We start from the raw sequence: 22,632 nt of genomic DNA, 5'->3' as shown, positions 1-22,632 counted from the left end.
GACGCGACGTCACCCATCGTGCGCGCACGCCTCGCGTTCGGCAAGGCGCGAGTCATGGGGATCCCCCTTATCACCCGCGCACTCCCGACGGCCAGGTACGCACGTCATGTTGAGCGCCGGCGACGCTGCCACACGAGACGTACACGAACGCGGAGTACACGATGACGCACGTGAATCTCGCCCGACGACCGGTGCTCGAACTCGCGCTCGGCGCGGTGTTGCTCGCGGGCTGCGCGGGGCCCGACGCCGTCGTGGCGCCTAACGCGACGCCGCCGGCGCACCCGAGCCTCGCGGCCGCGGCGGCGGGAAGGGTGGTGCGCGTGCGCCCCGGCGAGTCGATCCAGGCCGCGGTCGATGCCGCCGGCGCGGGGGGCACCGTGCAGATCGAGCCCGGCGAGTACGCCGAGGCGGTCACCGTCGCGGTGCCGAACCTGCGCATCATGGGACTGGGCAACCCCGGCGACGTCGTGCTGCGCAACCCGGGCAGCGCCACCAACGGCATCCGCGTCACCACCGCCGGCGACGGGTTCGACCTCGACAACATCACCGTGCGCGGGTTCGAGGCGAACGGCGTGCTGCTCGTGCGCGTCGACGGCTTCCGGCTGTCGCGCGTGCGCACGGAGAACAACGGCGAGTACGGGCTGTTCCCGGTGCTCTCGTCGCACGGCGTGATCGACGGCTGCACGGCCACCGGGCACGCCGACACCGGCATCTACGTCGGGCAGTCGTCGGACGTCGAGATCCGCAACAGCGTCGCGTGGGGGAACGTCGCCGGCTTCGAGCTCGAGAACACGACGCGCGCGTCGCTCACGAACAGCGAGGCGTACGACAACACGGTCGGCATCCTCGTGAGCCTCGTGCCGCCGGCGCCGTACATCTCCGTGCTCACCGCGACCGACAACCTCGTGGCGCACAACCGGGTGCACGACAACAACCACGCGAACTTCGGCGAGGAGGGCGACCTCGCGGCGCTGCTCCCGGCGGGCACGGGCATCCTCGTCGTCGGCCCGGACCGCACGACGATCGAGCACAACACCGTCACGAACAACGTCTCCAGCGGCATCGCCGTCGTGGACGCCGCGGTGCTCGCGCTGCTCTCCGGCGACGCGGATGCCTACGGCACCCTGAACACCGCCCCCGACGGCACGCGCGTGCAGCTCAACACGGTGCTCGGCAACGGCACCGCGCCGCAGCCGCCGCTGAACGAGTTCTTCCCCGGCGTCGACCTGCTGTGGGACGGCTCCGGCGTGGGCAACTGCTGGTGGCAGAACAGGTACGGCACGAGCTTCCCGGACCCGCTGCCGGCGTGCAAGTGAATTGAACCGCAGAGGACGCAGAGGGTCGCAGAGGACTGCCGCTTCGAACGGCAAAAAATCTGGGGGTCAAAGGATCCTGGGATCCTTTCATCCCCAGGTCTTTGCTGTCGATGTTCTCTGCGGCCCTCTGCGTCCTCTGCGGTTCAATGATTCCTGCCGTAGCCCGGCCCCCGCACGAGCTGCCCCGGCGTCGCCCCGGTGACGCGCGAGTCGCGCACCGTCGCGACGCCGTTCACGAACACGTCGCGCACGCCCACGGAGAGCTGGTGCGGGCGCTCGTACGTCGCGCGATCGATGATGGTGTTCGGGTCGAACACCATCACGTCCGCCTTGAGCCCCTCGCGCAGCACGCCGCGGTCCTGGATCGACAGCCGCGATGCGACGGCGCCGGTCATCTTGCGCACCGCGTCCTCCAGCGTGAGCACGCGCTGCTCGCGCACGTACCGGCCGAGGATGCGCGGGTACGTGCCGTAGGTGCGCGGATGCGTCGCGCCGCGCGCGCGCTGTCCGGGTTCGCCGCCTCGGCGTCGGTGCCGAACTTCATCCACGGCTGGCGGATCTGCATCGCCACGTTCGAGTCGCTCGCCACGAAGATCACCTGGCCGAGCTGGTTCCGTTCGGCGAGCGTGAGGTCGATGAGCGCGTCGGCCCAGTCCTTCCCCATCGCGCGCGCGATGTCGGGGAGGCGCATCCCCTCGTACTGCTTCAGCGCGGCGGTCTTGAAGCCCACGACCTCGACGCCGGCCGGCGTCGCCGCGACGCACAGGCTCTCCCAGTCCGCGTCCTCGCGCAGCATCTCGGCGTGGATGCGCGTGCGCGTCGCCGGATCCGTTAGGCGCTGGAGGAGCCGGCCGTCGGCGTGCGCCCACGGCGGGATGCAGCTCGACAGGTTGTTCGAGCCGGCGACGTACGGGTACTGGTCGGCGGCGACGTCCTGCCCGGCGGCGCGGGCCGAGTCGATCTTCGCGACCACCAGGGCCGCCTTCGGCCAGTTGCGCACGCCCGCCGCCTTGAGGTGGTAGATCTCCACCGGCACGCCCCCCTCCCGGCCGATGCGGATCGCCTCGTCCACCGCCTCGACGAGCCGGTCGCCCTCGGAGCGCATGTGCGTGATGTAGATCCCGCCGTACGGCGCCATCGCCTTCGCCTCCTGCACCAGCTCCTCGGTGGACGCGTACGAGCCGGGCGGGTAGATCAGCGCGCTCGCCACGCCGAGCGCGCCGTCGCGCATCGCGTCGCGCACCACGCGTCGCATGGTGTCCAGCTCCGCCGCCGTCGCCGGCCCCTCGGCCTCGCCCTTCGCGTACGCACGCACCGTGGCGGCGCCGAGGAACGAGCCGACGTTCACCGCGCCGCCGTGCGCGTGCATCGCGTCGAGCCACGCGCCGAAGCCGCGTGCGCCGCCGAACGCGCCGATCGCGCGCAGGAACGTCGTGTCGCCGGCGAAGTCCGCGAGCGCGAGGATGTGCGCGTTCGCCGGTGCGGGCGTCGTCCCCTCGCCGAGGATCATCGTCGTCACGCCCTGCGTGGCCATCGACACGACGCGTCCGTCGCCGGTGAGCAGCGGTCCGTACGACTGCGCCTGGATGTCGATGATCCCCGGCGCGACGACCATCCCGCGCGCGTCGATGCGCTCGTGCGCGGACGCATCGCGGAGCAGGCCCGCGGGGGCGATGCGCGCGATGCGGTCGCCGCGCAGCGCCACGTCGCCGTAGAACCATGGCGAGCCGGTGCCGTCGACGATGCGGCCGCCGGCGATGACCACGTCGTACGGCGCATCGTTAGGCGCTCCTGCGGTCTGCACGGCATGCGCGCAGGCTGAGACCACGAGCGCGAGGGCGAGGTACGGGCGAGGGCGCATCGGGACGAGGTGGAGGAAACCAAGACGCATCAGGTCCATCGCGTTTCCATCACTTCCATGGGTGACGGCATCTGGCGGCGAAGCGCCATGGGTATGATGGTAACGCCATGAACATGATGCGTATCGCCCTCGCCGCGAGCCTCGTCCCGACCCTCGCCCTCGCGCAGCAGCAGCCCCCCACGAACCTCGGCTTCGAGGAGGCCCACCCCGCCGCGGACGGCCACCTCGTGCCGGTGGGCTGGTACACCGGCGGCGATGGCTACGAGGTCGCCGTGGACACCACCGAGCGCGTCGAGGGGCGCGCGAGCCTGCGCATGCGCCTCGTGCAGGCGACGCCGACGTCGGGCGGGCCGCCGCGGTTCGCGGTCTCGTCGCGCATGTTCCCGCTCCCGCTCGCGATCGGGCGGACGCTGCGCCTCACCGGGTGGATCCGCACCGACGGCATCACCGACGGCTTCGCCGGATTGTGGATGCGCGTCGACGGCGTGGGCCGGACGATCGCGTTCGACAACATGCAGGAGCGCGGTCCGCGCGGCACCACGCCGTGGACCCGCTACGTCGTCGAGCTGCCGGTGGACTCGGGCGCGACGGCAGTGCTGTTCGGCATGCTGCACCCCGGCAACGGCAGCGCGTGGTTCGACTCGCTGAGCGTGGAGGTGGTCGGCCCACCGATGCCGCGCCGCGTCGCGAGCACGCCGCCGTACGCCGCGCCCCCGCGCCCCGCGGAGGACCTCGGCCGCCTGCTGACCGACGCCGAGCTCGCCCCGGCCCCCGACTCCGTGGCGCCCGCGGTCGACTCGGCGGCGGCGGCGTGGGTGCGCGCGAACGCCCACGCCGTGCGGTCGTTAGGCGCCCGCGAGGCGAGCGACCTCGCGTTCCTCGCGCCGCTGCTCGCCGGCAAGCTCGTCGTGCAGCTCGGCGAGAGCGGCCACGGCGTGCGCGAGTTCGACCTCGCGAAGGTCCGGCTCATCCGGCACCTGCACGAGGCGCTCGGCTACGACGTGATCGCGTTCGAGAGCTCGCTGTTCGCCTGCGACCGCGTGGGCCGCAAGGCCGACTCGCTCTCGGCGATGGAGCTCATGCGCGGCTGCATCTTCGGCGTCTGGCACACGAACGAGGTGCTGCCGCTGTTCGAGTACATCAAGGAGACGCAGCGCACCGCGCACCCGCTCGTGCTCACCGGCTTCGACGTGCAGCGCAGCGGCGACGGCGACCGCGAACGCTCGACGTTCCTGCGCCGCGTCGTCGCGACGCTCGACACGGCGTACGCGCGGCGCGTCTACGCGACCGATTCGGCGTTCTACGCGACGATGCCGACGGGCAACGGGCCGGCCGTGTCGCCGGCGGACCGCGACCGGCTCGTGGCGTTCTACGACTCGCTCGCCGCGTGGATCCGCGCCCGCGAGCGTCCGCTCGCGAAGTCGTTCCGCGACGACCCGATCGCGCCGGCGCTCGCGCGGCAGACGGCGATCTCCATGTCGTTCTTCGCGCGCGAGCTCGCCGCCGGCGTCGCCACCGAGGGCACGGTCGTCCGCGACCGCGGCATGGCCGACAACCTCGACTTCGTGCTCGACGAGCTGCACCCGAGGAAGAAGGTGATCGTGTGGGCGCACAACTTCCACATCCAGCACCGCGGGTTCGCGCCGCGCGCCGCGCCGAGCGTTCCCGTACGCACGATGGGCACGTACGTGGCCGAGCGCCATCGCAAGGAGCTCTACACGGTGGGGCTGTACATGTACCGCGGCAGCGGCGCGATGAACAACCGCCAGGTCTATCCCATCGCGCCCGCCACGGCGGGGACGCTGGAGGCGATCGTGCACCAGGCGCCGTGGCGCTACACGTTCGTCGACCTGTCACGCGCGACGGAGGGCCCGGGCACGGCGTGGATGTTCCGGCCGCTCCTCGCGCGCGAGTGGGGCACGAACACGCTGTCCATCGTGCCGCGCGACGAGTACGACGGCATCCTCCTCGTCGACACGACGTGGCCGCCGGACTACGTGCCGTACGCGCGGTGACGCGCGCCCGACGTCAGGGCCGGTTCGCGACCGCGCGCACGAGCGACTCCGCCACGTCGACGACGCGTCGGATCCCGGGCACGTTCACGCGCGCGGGCGTGTCGCTCGCGCGGTGATAGTCGGCGTGGAAGCCGGTGAACAGCGCCACCGCCGGTACCGGCCACTCCGCGAACGTGCTCTGGTCCGAGCGCCCCGATGTCTCGCTCGTCGGCACGGGGCGCAGCGACCCGGCGCGCGTCACGCTGTCGACGAGCGCCTGCACCGCGCGGCCGCCGCGTGCCACCTCGACGTACAACCGGTCGGCGCGCAGCCGGCCGACCATGTCGAGGTTCAGCATGAGCCGCACGGCGGAGCGCGCGACCGGCGGGTGCTCGATGAACGCCTGCGACCCGAGCAGCCCGAGCTCCTCGGCGTCGAAGTGCACGACGAGCACCGTGCGACGCGTCGGGCGGGCCGCGAGCCGTCGCGCGACCTCGAGCACCGCCGCCGTGCCCGATGCGTTGTCGTCGGCGCCCGGGCGCAGCACGGGGCCGAGGTCCGGATCCATCGCGAGCCACGCCGAATGGCCGATGTGGTCGCGGTGCGCGCCGACGACGATGACCTCGCGCGCGAGCGCGCGGTCGGTGCCGGGGATCACCGCGGCGACGTTCGTCGCCTGACCGTCGGACATGCGGAAGCGCTGCCGGTAGCCCGACTCGTACGCGCCGGCGATGCCTAACGCCTGGTAGCGCCGCTCGAGGTACGCCGCCACCGAGTCGCTCTCGCGCGTGCCCGCGTAGCGCCCGTTGCGCGCCGGCGCCGCGAGCCACGCGACGTCGGCGCGGAGCTGCGCCTCGGACGCCGCGGCCGCGGAATCGAGCGGCGTCGCCGGTGCTGGCGGCGTCGCGACGGCCTCCGGACGCCCCGCGCACCCGACGACGGCGACGAGCACGGCGACGGCGAGGCGCGACGCGCGACGACGGGCAGAGCGGGGAGACGGAAACGTCACGATGGGCAACGGCGGGGGATGTGCGCTAACCTAGTGCGGGGCGCGCTGGCCGCGAGGCGGCGGGCCGGATAGCTTCGGCGAGCCACGCCCCCGCCTAACAGGACGCCCGATGCCCCGTCGACGACACACATCCGCCGCGCTCGGGCCGTTGCTCGCGCTTGCCGCCGCCCCACTCGGAGCGCAATCGGCGCCCGCCCCGCCGATCGAGGTGCCGGCGTGGGCGTTCCCGCTGCTCTCGTCGGGCGCGCCGCAACCGCCGTTCGACTCGGTGACGCGCGTGACGGTGCCGGGGAGCCGCATGCTGTACACGGAGGCCGAGATCCTCGGTCACAGCGTCGTCCCCGACTGGCACCCGGCGGATCACCCTCCCATGCCGCCGTCGGTCGCGCGCGGCCGCATGCCGGCGGTGCAGGGGTGCGCGTTCTGCCATCTGCCGAACGGCCTCGGTCGCCCCGAGAACGCGCAGATCGCCGGGCTGCCCGCCGAGTACATCGTGCGCCAGGTCGCCGACATGAAGTCCGGTGCGCGCCGCCCCGCGTGGACCGGCAACCCCGCGTGGGGCACGTCGATGACGCGCGTGGCGATGAACGCGACCGACGCCGAGGTGGCGGAGGCGGCGGCGTACTTCGCGCGGCTGCCGGCGCGGTCGCACGTGCGCGTCGTGGAATCCACGACCGTGCCGGCGACGCGCGTCGCGGGGAGCCTGTACGCGCTGGTGCCTAACGGCGGCACGGAGCCGCTCGGCGCGCGGCTGGTGGAATTCGCGACCGACCACGCGCGGCACGAGCGGCACGACGACGGCGTCGGGTACGTCGCGTACGTGCCGCCGGGGAGCGTGGCGCGCGGGGCGCGGTTGGCGGCGCGCGGCACCGACGGCCCGGCGACGGCGTGCGTCGCCTGCCACGGGCCTGGGCTCCGCGGTCTCTCGGGGACCGGCGCCCCGCCGCTCGCCGGCCGCTCGCCGTCGCACCTGCTGCGCCAGCTCCTCGCGTTCCGCACCGGCACGCGCGACACGCCCGCCGGCCAGCCGATGCGCGCGGTCGTCGCGCCGATGACGATCGAGGACATGATCGCCGCGGTGGCGTACGCGGCGTCGCTCCGGCCCTGAGGCGAGCGTTTCGGGCCGCCGTCGCGTAACTGGTCGGACGCGCCCGAGCACGACTCCACGGAGAGGGGTTTCAATTCATTGAATTTCGAGAATTCATTGAATTGCGAGCCAGAGAACGTGGAGCCGTTCCCGGCGCGACAAACGAGCACCACAGAGGAGGTCTTTCCATGATCGGCAGTCCCCTGCGGCTCGCGATCGCGCTGCCGCTGCTCGCGCTCCCGACGCCGAAGCGTCCGCCGGTGCTCGCGCCTGCTCGCGCCGCGGTCGCCGACATCGACACGACGTTCCTGAAGGGCTTCCGCTGGCGCTCGCTCGGCCCCGACCGCGGCGGACGCTCCATCGCCGTGAGCGGCGTGCGCGGGCGGCCGCGCGAGGCATACTTCGGCGCGACGGGCGGCGGGCTGTGGAAGACCACCGACGGCGGCGAGACGTGGACGCCGATCACCGACGGCAAGATCAAGAGCGCGTCGGTCGGCGCGATCGCCGTGTCGGAGTCGAGCCCCGACGTCGTCTACATCGGCATGGGCGAGTCGTGCATCCGCGGCAACATCATGCCCGGCGACGGCGTCTACAAGTCGACCGACGCGGGCAAGACGTGGACGCACGTCGGCTTCTCCAACAGCGACGCGATCTCGAAGATCCGCGTCCACCCGAAGGACCCGAACACCGTGTTCGTCGCGTCGTTCGGCAAGTACGGCGCGCCGAGCGCGGAGCGCGGCGTGTACAAGAGCACCGACGGCGGCAAGACGTGGAAGCGCGTGCTGTTCCGCGACGACAGGACCGGCGCCGTCGACATCGCGATCGACCAAACGAATCCGAACGTGATGTACGCCGCGCTGTGGGAGGCGTACCGCGTCGAGTGGGGGATGTCGAGCGGCGGGCCGGGGAGCGGGCTGTTCAAGTCGGTCGACGGCGGCGAGACGTGGACGGAGCTCACGCGCACCACCGGCATGCCCGCCGGCGTGATCGGCCGCATCGGGGTCACCGTGTCGCCGGCGAACCCGCAGCGCGTGTGGGCGCTCGTCGAGAACGAGAACGGAGGGCTGTTCCGCTCCGACGACGGCGGCGGCACGTGGACCAAGACGACCGCCGACCGCAGCATCCGCCAGCGCGCGTTCTACTACACGCACGTCTTCGCCGACCCGAAGAGCGCCGACGTCGTGTACGCGCTGAACACGAGCGCCTATCGCTCCGCCGACGCCGGCAAGACGTTAGGCCCGTTGGGCGGCCGTGGCGGCCAGGCGGACGGCGGCACGCACGGCGACTTCCACGACCTGTGGATCGATCCCGACAACCCGCAGCACATGGTCGTCGGCAACGACGGCGGCGGCGCGGTGACGACGAACGGCGGCCGCGCATGGACGGCGGAGGATTATCCGACGGGACAGTTCTATCACGCGGTCGCCACCGCCCACGTGCCGTTCCACGTCTGCGGCTCGCAGCAGGACTCGAACGAGCAGTGCGTGCCGACGAACCTCGGCGGCGGCTTCGGGCGCGGCGCGGCGGCGGCGACGGCGGTGTACAGCCCCGGCGGATCCGAGAACGGCTACATCGCGCCGGATCCGCTGAACCCCGACGTATTCTACTCCGGCACGAACGCGAACGGCGGCGGCTTCCTGCAGCGGCTCGACCGGCGCACGGGCCAGTCGCGCGAGGTGAGCCCGTATCCGCGCATGTTCCAGGGCGAGGAGTCCGCGGTGCTGAAGGAGCGCTGGCAGTGGACGTATCCGATCGTCTTCTCGCCGGTGAACCCGCGCGTGCTGTACGCGAGCTCGCAGCACGTGTGGAAGACGACGAACGGTGGCCAGAGCTGGACGAAGATCAGCCCCGACCTCACCCGTCACGACCCGAAGACGATGGGCCCCTCGGGCGGCCCGATCACGCGCGACATGAACATGCCGGAGGTGTACGCGGTCGTGTTCGCGCTCGCGCCGTCGAAGCGCTCGGTGAACGTGATCTGGGCCGGCTCCGACGACGGGCTGATTCACGTCACGAAGGACGGCGGCACGACGTGGACGAACGTCACGCCGAAGGACATGCCCGACTTCGGCCGCGTGAGCATCATCGACGCGTCGGCGTTCGACTCCGCGACCGCGTACGTCGCCGTGAAGCGGCCGCTGCTCGACGACCGCGCGGCCTACGTGTGGCGCACGCACGACTTCGGGAAGACGTGGACGAAGATCACGAACGGCATCGCGCCGAACGACTACGTGCACGCCGTCCGCGAGGATCCCGCGCGGCGCGGGCTGCTCTACGCGGCGACGCAGCACGGCGTCTACCTCTCGCTCGACGACGGCGACCACTGGCAGCCGCTGTCGCTCAACCTCCCCGACGTGCCGGTCGCGGATCTCATCGTGGAGGGGAACGTCGTCGCCATCGCCACGCACGGGCGCGGCTTCTACGTGCTCGACGACGTGACGCCGCTGCGCGAGTACGGCCCCACGATGGTGGCGTCCGACGTGAAGCTGTTCGCGCCCGTCGCCGCGACGCGCTCGGCGAACCCGGCGCAGATCCGCTACTGGCTCGCGCGCCCCGCGCAGAAGGTCACCGTCGACATCCTCGACGCGTCGGGGAAGGTGCTGCGTACGTTCGCCCCGGACACGGCGCGCCGCGACTCGACGCGTCGTGACTCGACCTCGCGCCGCGACTCCACGCGTGCCGACTCGGCCCGCGCCGACTCGGCGGGCGGCGGTGGCGGTGGGCGCGGACGCTTCGCGCAGGCGAACGTCGCGCCGCCGACGACGGCGGGGCTCAACACCGTGACGTGGGATCTCCGCACGGCGAGCGCGGTGACGTTCCCGGGGATGATCCTGTGGGGCGCGACGACGAACGGCCCCGCGGTGCCGCCCGGCCGGTACACGGTGCGGCTCAACGTCGACGGCAAGGTCGCGACGGCGCCGATCACGGTGCGACGCAACCCGACCTCCGAAGCGAGCGACGCGGACCTCCGCGCGCAGTACGCGCTCGCCACGCGCATCCGCGACAAGGTGAGCGAGGCGAACGACGCGGTGGTGCGCATCCGCGACGTGAAGACGCAGGTCGCCGACCGGCTGAAGAAGTCGACCGACGCCGGCCTCAAGACGCGCGGCGACACGCTCACGCGCCATCTGAGCGACGTCGAGGAGGACATCTACCAGGTGCGCAACCAGAGCGGCCAGGACCCGCTCAACTTCCCGATCAAGGTCAACAACCGCCTGGCCTCGCTGCTCGGCGTCGTCTCCGGCGGCGACAACCGGCCGATCGACGCCGCGGAGCCGATCTTCATCGACCTGAGCGGCGAGCTGAAGGTGCAGATCGACCGCCTGAACCGCGTCCTCTCGACCGACCTGCCGGCGTTCAACGCCGAGGCGCGCCGGTTAGGCATCGATCCCGTCACCCCCAAGGCGCCGGCGACGGTCACGTTGCAGTAGTGATCGTCCGCAGATTACGCAGATTACGCGGACTGGTCTTCACCAGCTCTGCGTAATCGGCGTAATCTGCGGACACCACGAACAGCGACAGCCGATGACCGACCTCCTCGCCGCGCGCTCGCAGATGGCGGTCTCGCTCGCGTTCCACATCGTGTTCGCGGCGCTCGGCATCGCGCTGCCGGTGCTGATGTGTGTCGCGGAGTGGCGCGCGCGGCGCACGGGCGATCCGGGCTACCGCGCGCTCGCGAAGCGGTGGGCGAAGGGCACCGCGATCCTGTTCGCCGTCGGTGCGGTGTCGGGCACGGTGCTCTCGTTCGAGCTCGGCCTGCTCTGGCCGACGTTCATGGCGCGCTCCGGCGCGGCGATCGGGCTGCCGTTCGCGCTCGAGGGGTTCGCGTTCTTCACCGAGGCGATCTTCCTCGGCATCTACCTCTACGGGTGGGACCGCGTGCCGCCGCGCGCGCACCTCGCGGCGGGGATCATCGTCGCGGTGAGCGGCACGCTGTCGGGGATCTTCGTCGTGCTCGTGAACGCGTGGATGAACGCGCCGGTCGGCTTCGCGCTCGCCGCCGACGGCACGCTGCGCGACGTCGACCCGCTGCGCGCGATGGGCTCCCCGGCCGCGCTGGCCGAGGCGCTGCACATGACGCTCGCCGCGTACGCCGCGACCGGGATGGCGGTGGCCGGCGTGCACGCGCTCCTGCTGCGCCGTCCCGCGACGCGCGCCGACCGCGTCGCCGCGGCCTTCCATCGAAGAGCATTGGGCGTCGCGCTGCTCGTCGGCGCGCCGTCGATGATCCTCCAGGCGGTCGCCGGCCACTACAGCGCGGCCACCGTCGCCCGCGTGCAGCCGGTGAAGCTCGCCGCACTGGAAGGGCAGTGGACCACGATGCGCGGCGCGCCGCTGCGCATCGGCGGGTGGCCCGACGAGCGGGCGCAGCGCACGCGGTGGGCGCTCGAGATCCCGTACGGGTTGTCGCTGCTCGCGTTCGACGACCCGCACGCGCTCGTGCGCGGACTCGGCGACGTGCCGCCTAACGACCGCCCGCCGGTGCTCGTCACGCACCTCGCGTTCCAGACGATGGTCGGATGCGGCATGCTCTCGGCGCTCGTCGCGGCGTGGGCGCTGTGGGCGCTGTACCAATCGCGCCGCGCACGTCGCGCGGGGCGGCCGGGCGTCGGGCTCGCGGGGCGGCCGCGGCTGCTGCTCGCGTTAGGCATCACCGCGCCCGCGGGCTTCGTGGCGATCGAGGCGGGGTGGGTCGTCACCGAGGTGGGGCGGCAGCCGTGGATCGTGCAGGGCGTGCTCCGCACCGCCGACGCGGTGACGCCGATGCCGGGACTCGTCGTGCCGTTCGCGGGCTTCACGCTGCTCTACGTCCTCCTCGCCGCGGTCGTCGTGTGGCTGCTGCGCCGGCAGATCGACGCCACCGAGCGTACCGGGCCGGGGCGGCTGACCGCGGAGTACCCGGCGCGCGCGTGATGACGGCGCTCACGTTGGGCGGCGTCCCGATCGGGCTCCCGGAGATCGCGGCGGGGGTGATGGCGCTCGCGCTGAACGCCTACGCGCTGCTCGGCGGCGCCGACTTCGGCGGCGGCGTGTGGGACCTGCTCGCGCGCGGACCGCGCCGCGCCGCCCAGCGCGCGCTCATCGCCGAGACCATCGCGCCGATCTGGGAGGCGAACCACGTCTGGCTGATCCTCGTGGTGGTGCTGTGCTTCACCTGCTTTCCGCCGGCGTTCGCGCAGCTCGCCACCGTGCTCCACGTACCGCTCACGCTCATGCTCGTCGGCATCGTGCTGCGCGGCTCGGCGTTCGTCTTCCGCGCGTACGACGTGCAGTCGGACGACGTGAAGCAGCGACGCTGGGGACTGCCGTTCGCCGTGGCGTCGCTCGTCACGCCGGTGCTGCTCGGCGTCACGCTCGGCGCGCTCGCGTCGGGCGCGGTCGGGGCGGTGGACCCGACGCGCGGCACGTTCGCCGAGCGGTTCGTCGCGCCGTGGGCGACGCCGTTCTCGCTCGCGATCGGCGCGCTCACGCTCGCGCTGTTCGCGCTCCTCGCGGCGACGTACCTCACCGTGGAAGCGGACGACCCCGCGCTCGCCGACGACTTCCGTCGTCGCGCGCTCGCCGCGCAGGCGGCGACGGTGCTCGCCGCGGCGGTGGCGCCGCTGCTCGCGCCGGCGGAGAGCCCCATGCGCGGCGTGGCCGCCGAGGGCGCGCTCGCTCGGCTCATCGCGGTGGCGGCGGCGGTGTGCGCGGCTGCGGTGTGCGTGGCGCTGTGGCGTCGACGCTGGCTCCTCGCGCGACTCGCCGCGCAGGGTGAGGCGGCGTGTCTCGTGTGGGGATGGGCATGGGCACAGTTCCCGGCGGTGATCCCGCCTAACGGCACCGCGGCGCGCCTCGCCGCGCCGCCGGCCACGCTGGCGTGGGCGCTGGGCGCGCTCGCCGTCGGCACGGCCATCCTGCTGCCGTCGTTCGTGTACCTGTTCCGCGTGTTCGACCGGCACCGGCAGGGGGCCGGCTAGCGTCGGCGCGCCATTCAGGACTCCACGTACGTGTTTCTCGAGGACTGAAGAAGGACTGAAGGAGGACACACGTACGTGGAGTCCCGAGCGGCGCATCGAAACCGGCATCGTGGCGACGACGTAAGCGGACGGGAAACCTCGAGCATCGGGCCATGTCTCTCTCCTCCTCCGTCCGCCCCGTCTGGCGATCGCTGCGCCGCACGCCGGCGTTCACGATCACCGCCGTCATCACGCTCGCGCTGGGACTCGGCGCCGCGGTCGCCATCTTCGCGCTCGTGAACGGCGTGCTGCTCCGACCGCTTCCCTATGGCGACCCGGACCGGCTGGTCGCGGTGTGGCACGACATGCCCGGCGTGTCGATGCACAAGGGGAATCAGACGCGGTCGACGTACTACACGTACCGGACGTTCGCGCGGTCGCTCGCCGCGATCGGCGTCTATCAGAGCGGCGCGGTCAACCTGTCCGATCCGCGCGGCGGGAGCGAGCCGCAGCGCATCACGACGGCGTGGCTCACGCAGAGCGTCTTCCCGGTGCTCATGGTGCCGCCGCTGAAGGGGCGCGGCTTCACCGAGGCCGAGGATCTGCCGAACGGGCCGCGCGTCGTCGTCATCAGCGAGGTGCTGTGGCGCACACGCTTCGGCGCCGACCCCGCCGTCGTCGGCCGCACGCTCGAGGTGAACGGACGGACGCACGAGATCGTCGGCGTGATGCCGCAGCGCTTCCGGTTCCCGACGGCGGCGACGCAGCTCTGGCTCCCCTTGCAGCTCGAGCGGAACGCGCAGTACTCGGGCGGCTTCAACTACGACGCGGTCGCCCGACTCAAGCCCGGCGTGACGGTGGCGGCGGCGGATCGCGACCTCGCCGCGGTGCTGCCGCGCATCATGGATATCTCGCCGAACCTCGCCCCCGGCGTCTCCACGGCGATGCTGCTGGAGCAGGCGCGGCCTCGGCCGTTCGTCGTCCCGCTCAAGGACGACATCACCGGCGGCATCGCGCGGACGTTGTGGATCGTGGCCGCCGCGGCGGGGCTCGTGCTCGTCGTCGCCTGTGCGAACGTCACGAACCTCATCCTCGTGCGCGCCGAGGCGCGCCAGCGCGAGACCGCGGTGCGCGAGGCGTTAGGCGCCGGACGCGTGCGCGTGCTCGCACACTTCTTCGCGGAGTCGGTGGCGATCACGACGGTCGCCGGCGCGGTGGGAGTCGCTGCCGCGGCGCTCGCCCTTCGCCTGCTGGTGAGCCTCGGCCCCGCCGAGCTGCCGCGTCTCGCCGAGGTGCATGTCGATCCAGCGACGATCGCGTTCGCCGCGGTGGCGTCGCTCATCGTCGCTTGCCTGTGCAGCATCGTCCCGGCGCTGCGACTCGGCGGCGTGCCGCTGCTGCGAGCGCTGCGCGAGGGCGGGCGCGGCGGCACCGCGAGCAAGACGCAGCAGCGCGTGCGCGGCGGGCTCGTGGCCGCGCAGATCGCGTTCGCGCTCGTCGCGCTCGCGAGCAGTGGGCTGCTCATGCGCACGTTCCAGCGCCTCAACGCGGTGCGTCCCGGCTTCGACGTCGACGGCGTGGCGACGTTCTGGATGTCGCTGCCGCGGGCGCGCTACGCCAGCGACACCGCGGTGGTTCGCTTCTACGGCGCGCTGCTCGACCGCGTGCGCGCGCTGCCGGGCGTGCGCGCCGCGGGCATCACGTCGCGGCTGCCGCTCGAGACGAACGGGATGGACCAGGACCCGTTCTATCCGGAAGGCGACGCATCGTACGACAAGAAGATCCCGCCGCTGCAGCTCTACACGTGGGTCGACGGCGGGTACTTCCGCACGATGGGCATCTCGCTCGTCGCCGGGCGCACGTTCGGCTCGCTCGACTCGCAGCGGTCGGACGAGGCGATCATCAGCCAGGCGACGGCGTACCAGTTCTTCGGCGACTCGACGGGCCGGAGCGTCATCGGCAAGCGCTTCCGCGAGATCCCCAGCACGCCGTGGCGCACGATCGTCGGTGTCGTCGGCAGCACGCGGGACACGGCCCTCGCGGCCGCACCGTCGATGGTCGTCTACAGCCCGCAGGTGCTCGCGGCCTCGAGCGACGACAACGGACCGCAGAACACGATGGCGCTGGCGGTGCGCACCACGGGCGACGCGAGCGCGATCGTCCCGGCGGTGACGCGCGCCGTGCGCGAGCTCGATCCGTCGCTGCCGCTGTTCGACGTGCGCCCGATGCCCGCCGTCTTCCGCGCCTCCATGGCGCAGCTGACGTTCACGATCCTCGTGCTCGGGGCGGCGGCGCTCGTGACGCTCGCCGTCGGCGCGGTCGGCCTCTACGGCGTGATGGCGTACGTCGTCTCGCTGAGCACCCGCGAGATGGGCGTGCGGCTGGCGCTCGGCGCGAGCCCGCGCGCCGTGGTCGCGATGCTCACGCGGCAGGGCGTGCTCCTCGCCGGCGCCGGCATCGGCGTGGGGCTCGTGCTGTTCGCGCTCGTCGCGCGGTTCCTGCGCACGCTCCTCGTCGGCGTCGCGCCGGGCGACCCGCTCACGCTCGCCGCGACGTCGCTCCTCCTCGTCGCGATCGCGGCGCTCGCGAGCTGGATCCCCGCTCGCCGCACGGCACGGCTCGACCCGGCGGACGTGCTGCGAGTCGAGTAGCGAACCGCCGTCCGGCGGCGTCGTTCACGACTCCACGTACGTGTTTCTCGTAGGACTGAAGAAGGACTGAAGGAGGACAACTGCAAGGACCAACAACGAGAGTCGTTGGTCCTTCTTCAGTCCTTCTTCAGTCTTTCTTCAGTCCCACGGAAAACACGTACGTGGAGCCCAGCCCGGAGCGCCCGAGCCTAACGGTTCACCGACGACATGTCGGCGTACCGCTCCCCGGCGGCCTGGCCCACGGCGTCCAGCCGCGCCAGGTCGTCGGCGGTGAGCGGCACGTCGAGCGCGGCGACGTTCTGCTCGAGGTACGTGCGGCGCTTCGTCCCGGGAATGGGCACGATGTCGTCGCCCTGCGCGTGCACCCACGCGAGCGCGATCTGCGCCGGCGTCGCGCCCTTCGCGCGTGCCACCTGCTCGATGACGCCGACGATCGCGCGGTTGCGCTCGAGGTTCGCGCCCTGCAGCCGCGGCTGCGAGCGGCGGAAGTCGTCGGGCGGCAGCTCGTCCGGGGAGCGGAAGCCGGCGGCGAGGAAGCCGCGGCCTAACGGGCTGTACGGCACGAAGCCGACGCCGAGCGTGCGCAGCGTCGGCAGGATCTCCGCCTCCGGCTGCCGGGCCCAGATCGAGTACTCGGTCTGCAGCGCGCTCACCGGATGCGTCGCGTGCGCGCGGCGGATCGTGTCCGGCGCCGCCTCGGAGAGGCCGATGTAGCGCACCTTGCCCGCGCGGACGAGATCGCCCATCGCGCCGACGGTCTCCTCGATCGGCGTCTTCGGATCGACGCGGTGCAGGTAGTAGAGGTCGATGTGGTCCGTACCGAGCCGCCGCAGCGAGCCCTCGCACGCCTCGCGCACGTACTCGGGGCGGCCATTCAGTCCGCGGCGCGTCGGGTCGGCGGGGTCGCGCAGGATGCCGAACTTCGTCGCGATCACGGCCCGCTCGCGCCGGTCGGCGATCGCGCGCCCGACGAGCTGCTCGTTCGTGTACGGCCCGTACATGTCGCTCGTGTCGAGCAGCGTGACGCCCAGCTCGAGCGCCCGGTGGATGGTCGCGATCGACTCCGCGTCGTCCCGCCCGGCGTAGAAGTCGGACATGCCCATGCAGCCGAGCCCCTGGCGGGAGACGACGAGGCCCTGCGTGCCGAGTGTGGTGGTCTGCATGTGGTGCAAGCTACCGCATCGCACGCGGAGACGCGGAGAACGCGGAGTGGCGCCTCCGCTGTGTGAATGAACCGCAGAGGACGCAGAGGGCCGCAGAGAACATCAACAGCAAAGACCTGGGGATGAAAGGATCCCAGGATCCCTGAGGATCCTTTCATCCCCAGATCGCTTGCTGTTCGAAGAGGCAGTCCTCTGCGGCCCTCTGCGTCCTCTGCGGTTCGATCATGCAGCAAGGGTCGCCTAACGCTCCCTCACGGCGTCGCCGTCCCGGTCGCGCGCGCCATGAGGTACACCGCCCCGTCGGCCGGCGCCGTGATCCCGGTCCGTGCTCCCGTCCACCGTGCACGCGTGGTCGCGAAGATGTAGCGCGCGTCGAAGAGGTCGAGCGACGGACCGCCGCCGCTCACCCACCAGTCGACCGCGGCCCCCGTGCGCAGCGCGAACTGCGTGTCCCAGCCGACCGCCGCGCTGAGGTCGGGGATCTGCAGGTCGTAGCTCGTCGCGCCGCCGAGGAACCCGCTCGTGGCGTGCACCGTGGCGAAGCGCGCCGTCGTCGTCTGCGTGACGTCGAGCGACACGCCCGCCGCGTACTCAGCCGGGAGCGTGCCCTGCGCGCGCAGCCGCCCCGCCGGCGCGCCGGTGATCGCCGTCACCGTCGGCGCGGGCATCGCGGGACCGAACGCGATCGTGCGGTCGGCGAGCGTGTGCGCGTAGGCGATGATCTGCCGCGTCGCGCGTGGCTTCGCGACCGTGCTCACGGTGGCGATCACCTGGTGCAGGTCGCCCGCCACGAGCTGCGCCGCGGGCACGGCGTACACGGTCCGCGTCGTCACCGCGGCGTCGGTCTGCGGCACCGCGTGGAACAGTCCCACCGTGCCGGCGGCCGTGATGAGCTGCTGCGTCACGCTGAACGCCTGCGCGCCGGTGTTGCCGAACGTCCACGTCACCAGCTGCGGCGCGAACGCTTCGGTCGACGCGAAGTCGAGCGGCGGTACCGACGCCCCCGCGGCCGGGTTGATGCCTCGGCGGAGGATCATGCGGTTCGGCCCGAACACGATCGTGCCGCCGAGCGGCGTGCCCGTCGAGCGCACGGCGAGCAGGTCCAGCGGACCGTTAGGCAGGTTCTGGAGCGAGTACCCGCCGTTGCCCGCGCTCGAGCCGGACCACCAGCCCATGCTCGCGATCACGAAGTCGCTTCCCACGCCGGCGAACGTGCCGCTCGCCGTGCGCGTCGTGACGCCGGGATACAGCGCGCACTCGGCGGCGGCGAGCGCGGCGATCTCCTGCGCGGTGCCCTCGTAGAGCGTCGTGCGGAAGCCGCCGGAGTCGTTCGTCACGAGCGCGACCTGCGCCGTCGGCTGCGACAGGTCGAACGCGAACGTCGAGCCGTTCGGCACCACGCGCGTCCACGGCCCGCCGCCGTCCTTCACGGCGAAGAAGTAGCGCGGCGACCGCACGCCGTTCTCGCAGAACTGCCACTTGATCGAGCCGGTGGACGGTGGCGCGACCACGACGCGCAGCGTCACCGTACGCTCGCCGAGCCCGCCCGCCGCCGCGCCGCGGATCGTGACGTCGTAGCTGCCGTTCGGCGCGCCGCCGTTCAGGACGACGAGCGAGGCCGTCGAGCCGGTGACGTTCGTCGGTGTCACGCCGACCACGAGTCCGACCGGCAGACCGCTCACGCTGACCGCCACGGGACCGGTGAAGCCGGCGTTGCGCGCGATCGTGAGCACCGGCGTCGCGGGGAGGATCGTCGCCGGCAGCGCGAGGTACGACGACGCGCTGAGCGACATCGTGAACGGTCCCGGCACCGCGGCGGGCGGCGCGACGGTGAGCGCGAACGTCGCGGCCGATCCGGTCGCTCCGGTCGCCGTGCCCGAGACGCTCGCCGTCGCCGGCCCCGCGGCCGCCGTGCTCGACGCCGTGAGCGTGAGCGTGCTCGTCGTCTGTCCAGCGGCGATCTGGGCGGGGTCGAACGCCGCCGTCACGCCGTTAGGCAGGCCGGTCGCGGCGAGCGTCACCGCGCCGGTGAAGCTGCCGGTGCGGGCGAGCGTGACGGTGGCCGTGGTCGTGGCGCTCTGCGAGATGCTGAGCGTCGCCGGCGACAGGGCGAGCGTGAACCCGCCCGCCGTGCCGCCGCCCGTGCCGCCCCCCGTGCCACCGGTCGAGCCCCCGGTGGTGCCGCCCGGGGGCGGCGGCGTGACGCCGCCGTCGCTGCCCCCGCCGCCGCACGCGGCGAGTCCACAGGTGAGCAGCACGGCGCGGGCGGTACGAGCGGTGGAGGGGCGCATCGAGGATCCCGGGGCGCGGCGTGAAGCGCGCACCGCCGGGGTGTCGACGGCGCGCTCACCGCGCCTTGCGCAGAACCCCCGCGCGAGCCGTCATCGCGTCGGGCCGCGCACCGCGAGCGTCCGGGTCACGCGCACGTCGGCGGAGCTCCCGCCCACCTGCAGCTCCACCGGCTCGCTCTCCACCGCCCATGCGTGCCGCTCGGTGTTCCAGTAGGCGAGCGACCGCGCGGCGAGCGGGAACGACACCGTGCGCGTCTCCCCCGGCTTCAGCGACACGCGCCGGTAGCCGCGCAGATCCTTGATCGGCCGCTCCACCTTCGAGCCGGCGTGGCGCACGTACAGCTGCACGACCTCGTCCCCCGCTCGGCGGCCGGTGTTGGTCACGTCGACGCTCACCGTCACCGTGCCGTCGCTCGCCAGCGACGGCGCGCTCGTGCGGAGGTTCCTGTACGCGAACGTCGTGTAGCTCAATCCGTAGCCGAAGGGAAAGAGCGGCGTCCCCTTGAAGAAGCGATACGTGCGCCCCTGCATCGCGTAGCTCGTGAACGGCGGCAGGTCGGTCGTGTCCTTGTAGAACGTGACGGGCAGTCGGCCGCCCGGGTTGTAGTCGCCGAACAGCACGTCGGCGATCGCCTGGCCGCCCGCCTGTCCGGGGTACCACGCCTCGACGATCGCGGGGACGTTCGCCTGCGCCCAGTTCACGGCGAGCGCGGATCCGTTCAGCAGCACGAGCACCGTCGGCTTGCCTAACGCCGTCACCTGCTCGAGCAGCCGCTGCTGCGGCGCCGGCAGGTCGAGCGTCGTGCGGTCGCCGCCGCGGAAGCCGGGGATCTGCACGCGCATCTCCTCGCCCTCCAGGTTCGCCGTGAGGCCGAGGAACAGCACGACCGCGTCGGCCTGGCGGGCGACGCCTAACGCTTCCTCGGCCAGCGTCTCGCCCGGCGGCGACCAGACGAGCTGCATCTCCGCCTCGCCGTACGACTCCTGCGCGTCGACGCGCAGCCGGTACGTGCGCCCACCCTCGAGCGTGACGGGCGGCGACTGCACGAGCCGCGGGTCGGGGAACTCGCCGTCGCGCGACGGATAGACCGAGCGCACGATCACGCTGTCGTCGAGCGCGAGCGTGAACTTCATCGTCCCGATGAGGCCGAGCCGATACGTGCCGCTCTTCGGCGGCGTCAGCGTCGCGGTCCACCGCACGCCGAAGTCGTCGGGGTTCATCCCCGCCCGCGGCGCGGCCTCGTGCCAGTTCACGTCGAGCGTCGTGTCGGTCGCCGTCTCCGCCGGCGCGCCCGTCATCGCACGCCCGGCGAAGTACTCGGCCCGCAGCCCCGGCCGCCCGTCCGCCGACAGCGCCGTCGATGGCACGACGCCGAGCACCGGGAATCCCTCGGCGAGGTCGGAGCCGCGCGCGGTGAGCACGCGCGTCGACTTCGCGACGGCCTCGCGGATCCCGCGCAGCGGCGTGACCGGATCCTTCGGGATGCCGTTGTAGTTGCCGAGCAGCATGCGCCAGTTGTCGGCGTTCGGCCCGATGACGGCGATCGTGCCGAGGTCCTTGCGCAGCGGCAGTGTGTTGCGGTCGTTCTTCAGCAGCACCATCGACTCGCGCGCCACCTGCCGGGCGAGCGCGCGGTGCTCCGGCGAGTCGACCGTGGAGTACGGGATCTGCGCCCACTTCACGCGCGCCGGCGGATCGAACATGCCGAGCTTCATGCGGGCGAGGAACAGTCGTCGAAGCGAGACGTCGATCTCGCGCTCGGTGATGAGCCCCTGCTGCACCGCCTGCGCGAGGTTCGGGTACACGCGACCGCAGTCGAGGTCCGTGCCCGTCTTCACGGCGAGCGCCGCGGCGGCGGGTGCGGTGCTGACGTCCTTGTGCCGGAGATAGATGTCGTCGATCGCGCCGCAGTCGGAGACGACGTAGCCGGGGAACTTCCACTCGCCGCGCAGCACGTCCTTCAGCAGCAGGTCGCTCGCGCACGCCGAGTGGCCGTAGATCGCGTTGTACGCGCACATCAGCGAGTACGCGCCGCCGTCCCGGATCCCCATCTCGAAGTGCGGCAGGTACGTCTCGCGCAGGTCGCGCTCGCTCACCACGGCGTCGAACTCGTGGCGCTCCGGCTCGGGCCCCGAGTGCACGGCGAAGTGCTTCACGGTGGCGACGGTCTTCAGGTATGTCGGGTCGTCGCCCTGGAGTCCCTTGATGAACTGCACCGCGAGGTGGCCGGTGAGCCACGGGTCCTCGCCGTACGTCTCCTGTCCGCGTCCCCACCGCGGGTCGCGGAACAGGTTGATGTTCGGCGACCAGATCGTGAGGCCCTGGTAGCGCGCGTGGCTGTCGTGGCGCAGGTACTCGTGGTGCTTCGCGCGCGCCTCGTCGGAGATGACGGTCGCCATGCGGAAGACGAGCGGGTCGTCCCACGTCGCGGCGAAGCCGATCGCCTGCGGGAACACCGTCGCGAGCCCCGACCGCGCGACGCCGTGCAGCGCCTCGTTCCACCAGTTGTACTCCGGCACGCCGAGTCGCGGGATCGCCGGCGCGACGTCCTTCATCTGCTGCACCTTCTCGTCGAGCGTCATGCGCGACACGAGATCGGCGGCGCGCTGCTCGAACGGCAGGTTGGGATTCTGGTAGGGCGCCGGCGACTGCTGGGCGGCGGCGGTCGATGCTGTGAGGAGCAGGGCGGCGGCGGCGAGCGTGCGCATCGTCTCGTGAGGGCGGGGGCTGGTCGTTGGCACGTTCCAAACGTGGCGGGCGATGCGGGGGAGCGCCAGCGGCGATGCGGGGTGAGGCGAGGGCAACTGCCCTGGGGATCCAAGGGCGATCCGGTGGGATCTCGGGATAGGCTGGAGGCTCGAGCCGCGAGCCTATCCCAGGATCCTTTCGGTCGCCGTCGGATCCCCAGGGCTGTGCTTTTCCCAGGACCGTTAGGCGACGGCTATCGGGCTCACTCTTCGTGCGCCCTGATCAACCGCTTCGGCGCCGTCATCCGCCACGCGTCGCGCAGCAGCTCGCCGAGTTCCTCCCAGTCGACCGCGCCGTCGAGGTACACGCCCACCCAGCCGCTCGTCCCGACGTACGGCGGTCGGAAGAACCGGTGGGGATAGGCGTGGATCATGAGGTCCTGGTTCTCGGGCGACGCCTTCACCCACACCGCCTCGCGCCCCTGCGTGTGGTGCGTGCCGACCGACGCGTGCATCGCGAACAGCTTGTTGCGCACGCGGAACGTGGGCTCGCCCCATGCCTCCACCTCGTGGGCCTCGGGCAGCGCGAGCGCGAGCTTGCGCAGGCGAGTGAGCGGACGCGGGGGCACGTGC

Annotated in this window: 14 protein-coding genes; 7 read left to right on the top strand and 7 right to left on the bottom strand. The window is 72.3% G+C overall.

Going from position 1 to position 22,632, the window contains the following annotated elements; translation table 11 throughout:
- The first annotated feature begins 161 nt into the window (after nt 1-161).
- The gene (locus tag J421_RS02855; RefSeq protein WP_025409655.1) at nt 162-1,316 is read left to right on the top strand and encodes a parallel beta-helix domain-containing protein; all 1,155 of its coding nucleotides are present in this window, start codon (nt 162-164) and stop codon (nt 1,314-1,316) included.
- Nucleotides 1,317-1,459: 143 nt separating this feature from the next.
- On the opposite strand, the gene J421_RS33530 is transcribed toward J421_RS02855, so the two are convergent.
- Both J421_RS33530 and J421_RS02850 read right to left on the bottom strand, forming a co-directional pair.
- Nucleotides 1,460-1,756, bottom strand: a complete 297-nt coding sequence (locus tag J421_RS33530) for an amidohydrolase family protein (RefSeq protein ID WP_201773087.1) — start codon at nt 1,754-1,756, stop codon at nt 1,460-1,462.
- Complete coding sequence (locus J421_RS02850; protein ID WP_201773086.1) at nt 1,708-3,177, bottom strand: N-acyl-D-amino-acid deacylase family protein; 1,470 nt, start codon at nt 3,175-3,177, stop codon at nt 1,708-1,710. The genes J421_RS33530 and J421_RS02850 overlap by 49 nt, the downstream gene beginning before the upstream one ends.
- 107 nt (nt 3,178-3,284) lie before the next feature.
- On the opposite strand from J421_RS02850, the gene J421_RS02845 reads away from it, so the two are divergent.
- Entirely contained in the window at nt 3,285-5,192 is a 1,908-nt protein-coding gene (locus J421_RS02845) for an erythromycin esterase family protein (protein WP_025409654.1), read from the top strand.
- 13 nt (nt 5,193-5,205) lie between these two features.
- On the opposite strand, the gene J421_RS02840 is transcribed toward J421_RS02845, so the two are convergent.
- Nucleotides 5,206-6,180, bottom strand: a complete 975-nt coding sequence (locus J421_RS02840; RefSeq protein WP_148306128.1) for a M20/M25/M40 family metallo-hydrolase — start codon at nt 6,178-6,180, stop codon at nt 5,206-5,208.
- A gap of 109 nt (nt 6,181-6,289) precedes the next feature.
- On the opposite strand from J421_RS02840, the gene J421_RS02835 reads away from it, so the two are divergent.
- From J421_RS02835 to J421_RS02815, 5 genes are all read left to right on the top strand, one after another.
- Entirely contained in the window at nt 6,290-7,288 is a 999-nt protein-coding gene (locus tag J421_RS02835) for a c-type cytochrome (RefSeq protein ID WP_148306127.1), read from the top strand.
- A gap of 167 nt (nt 7,289-7,455) precedes the next feature.
- Nucleotides 7,456-10,698, top strand: a complete 3,243-nt coding sequence (locus tag J421_RS02830) for a WD40/YVTN/BNR-like repeat-containing protein (RefSeq protein ID WP_025409651.1) — start codon at nt 7,456-7,458, stop codon at nt 10,696-10,698.
- A 94-nt stretch (nt 10,699-10,792) separates the two neighbouring features.
- Nucleotides 10,793-12,181 carry a cytochrome ubiquinol oxidase subunit I gene (locus J421_RS02825; RefSeq protein ID WP_025409650.1) on the top strand — a complete coding sequence of 463 codons (1,389 nt, stop codon included), beginning with the start codon at nt 10,793-10,795 and terminating at the stop codon, nt 12,179-12,181.
- A complete protein-coding gene (locus J421_RS02820; RefSeq protein WP_025409649.1) occupies nt 12,181-13,227 on the top strand; it encodes a cytochrome d ubiquinol oxidase subunit II in 1,047 nt (348 codons plus the stop codon). Before J421_RS02825 ends, J421_RS02820 begins: the two co-directional genes overlap by 1 nt.
- Nucleotides 13,228-13,379: 152 nt before the next feature.
- Nucleotides 13,380-15,857: an ABC transporter permease gene (locus J421_RS02815; protein ID WP_025409648.1), complete on the top strand. Its 2,478-nt coding sequence runs from the start codon at nt 13,380-13,382 to the stop codon at nt 15,855-15,857.
- 188 nt (nt 15,858-16,045) lie between these two features.
- Here the strand turns inward: J421_RS02815 and J421_RS02810 are convergent, their stop codons facing one another.
- The 4 genes from J421_RS02810 to J421_RS02795 all read right to left on the bottom strand — a co-directional run bounded on the left by J421_RS02810 (nt 16,046) and on the right by J421_RS02795 (nt 22,628).
- A complete protein-coding gene (locus tag J421_RS02810) occupies nt 16,046-17,020 on the bottom strand; it encodes an aldo/keto reductase (RefSeq protein WP_025409647.1) in 975 nt (324 codons plus the stop codon).
- Nucleotides 17,021-17,271: 251 nt separating this feature from the next.
- The gene (locus J421_RS02805; protein ID WP_148306126.1) at nt 17,272-19,311 is read right to left on the bottom strand and encodes a hypothetical protein; all 2,040 of its coding nucleotides are present in this window, start codon (nt 19,309-19,311) and stop codon (nt 17,272-17,274) included.
- Between the two features lie 90 nt (nt 19,312-19,401).
- Nucleotides 19,402-22,020, bottom strand: a complete 2,619-nt coding sequence (locus J421_RS02800) for a glycoside hydrolase family 3 C-terminal domain-containing protein (protein WP_104022175.1) — start codon at nt 22,018-22,020, stop codon at nt 19,402-19,404.
- Between the two features lie 242 nt (nt 22,021-22,262).
- Complete coding sequence (locus J421_RS02795) at nt 22,263-22,628, bottom strand: MmcQ/YjbR family DNA-binding protein (protein ID WP_025409644.1); 366 nt, start codon at nt 22,626-22,628, stop codon at nt 22,263-22,265.
- Between the last annotated feature and the right edge of the window lie 4 nt (nt 22,629-22,632).

This window comes from Gemmatirosa kalamazoonensis (genome assembly GCF_000522985.1).
Lineage (GTDB): Bacteria > Gemmatimonadota > Gemmatimonadetes > Gemmatimonadales > Gemmatimonadaceae > Gemmatirosa > Gemmatirosa kalamazoonensis.
This window is presented reverse-complemented; position numbering and strand designations above follow the sequence as displayed.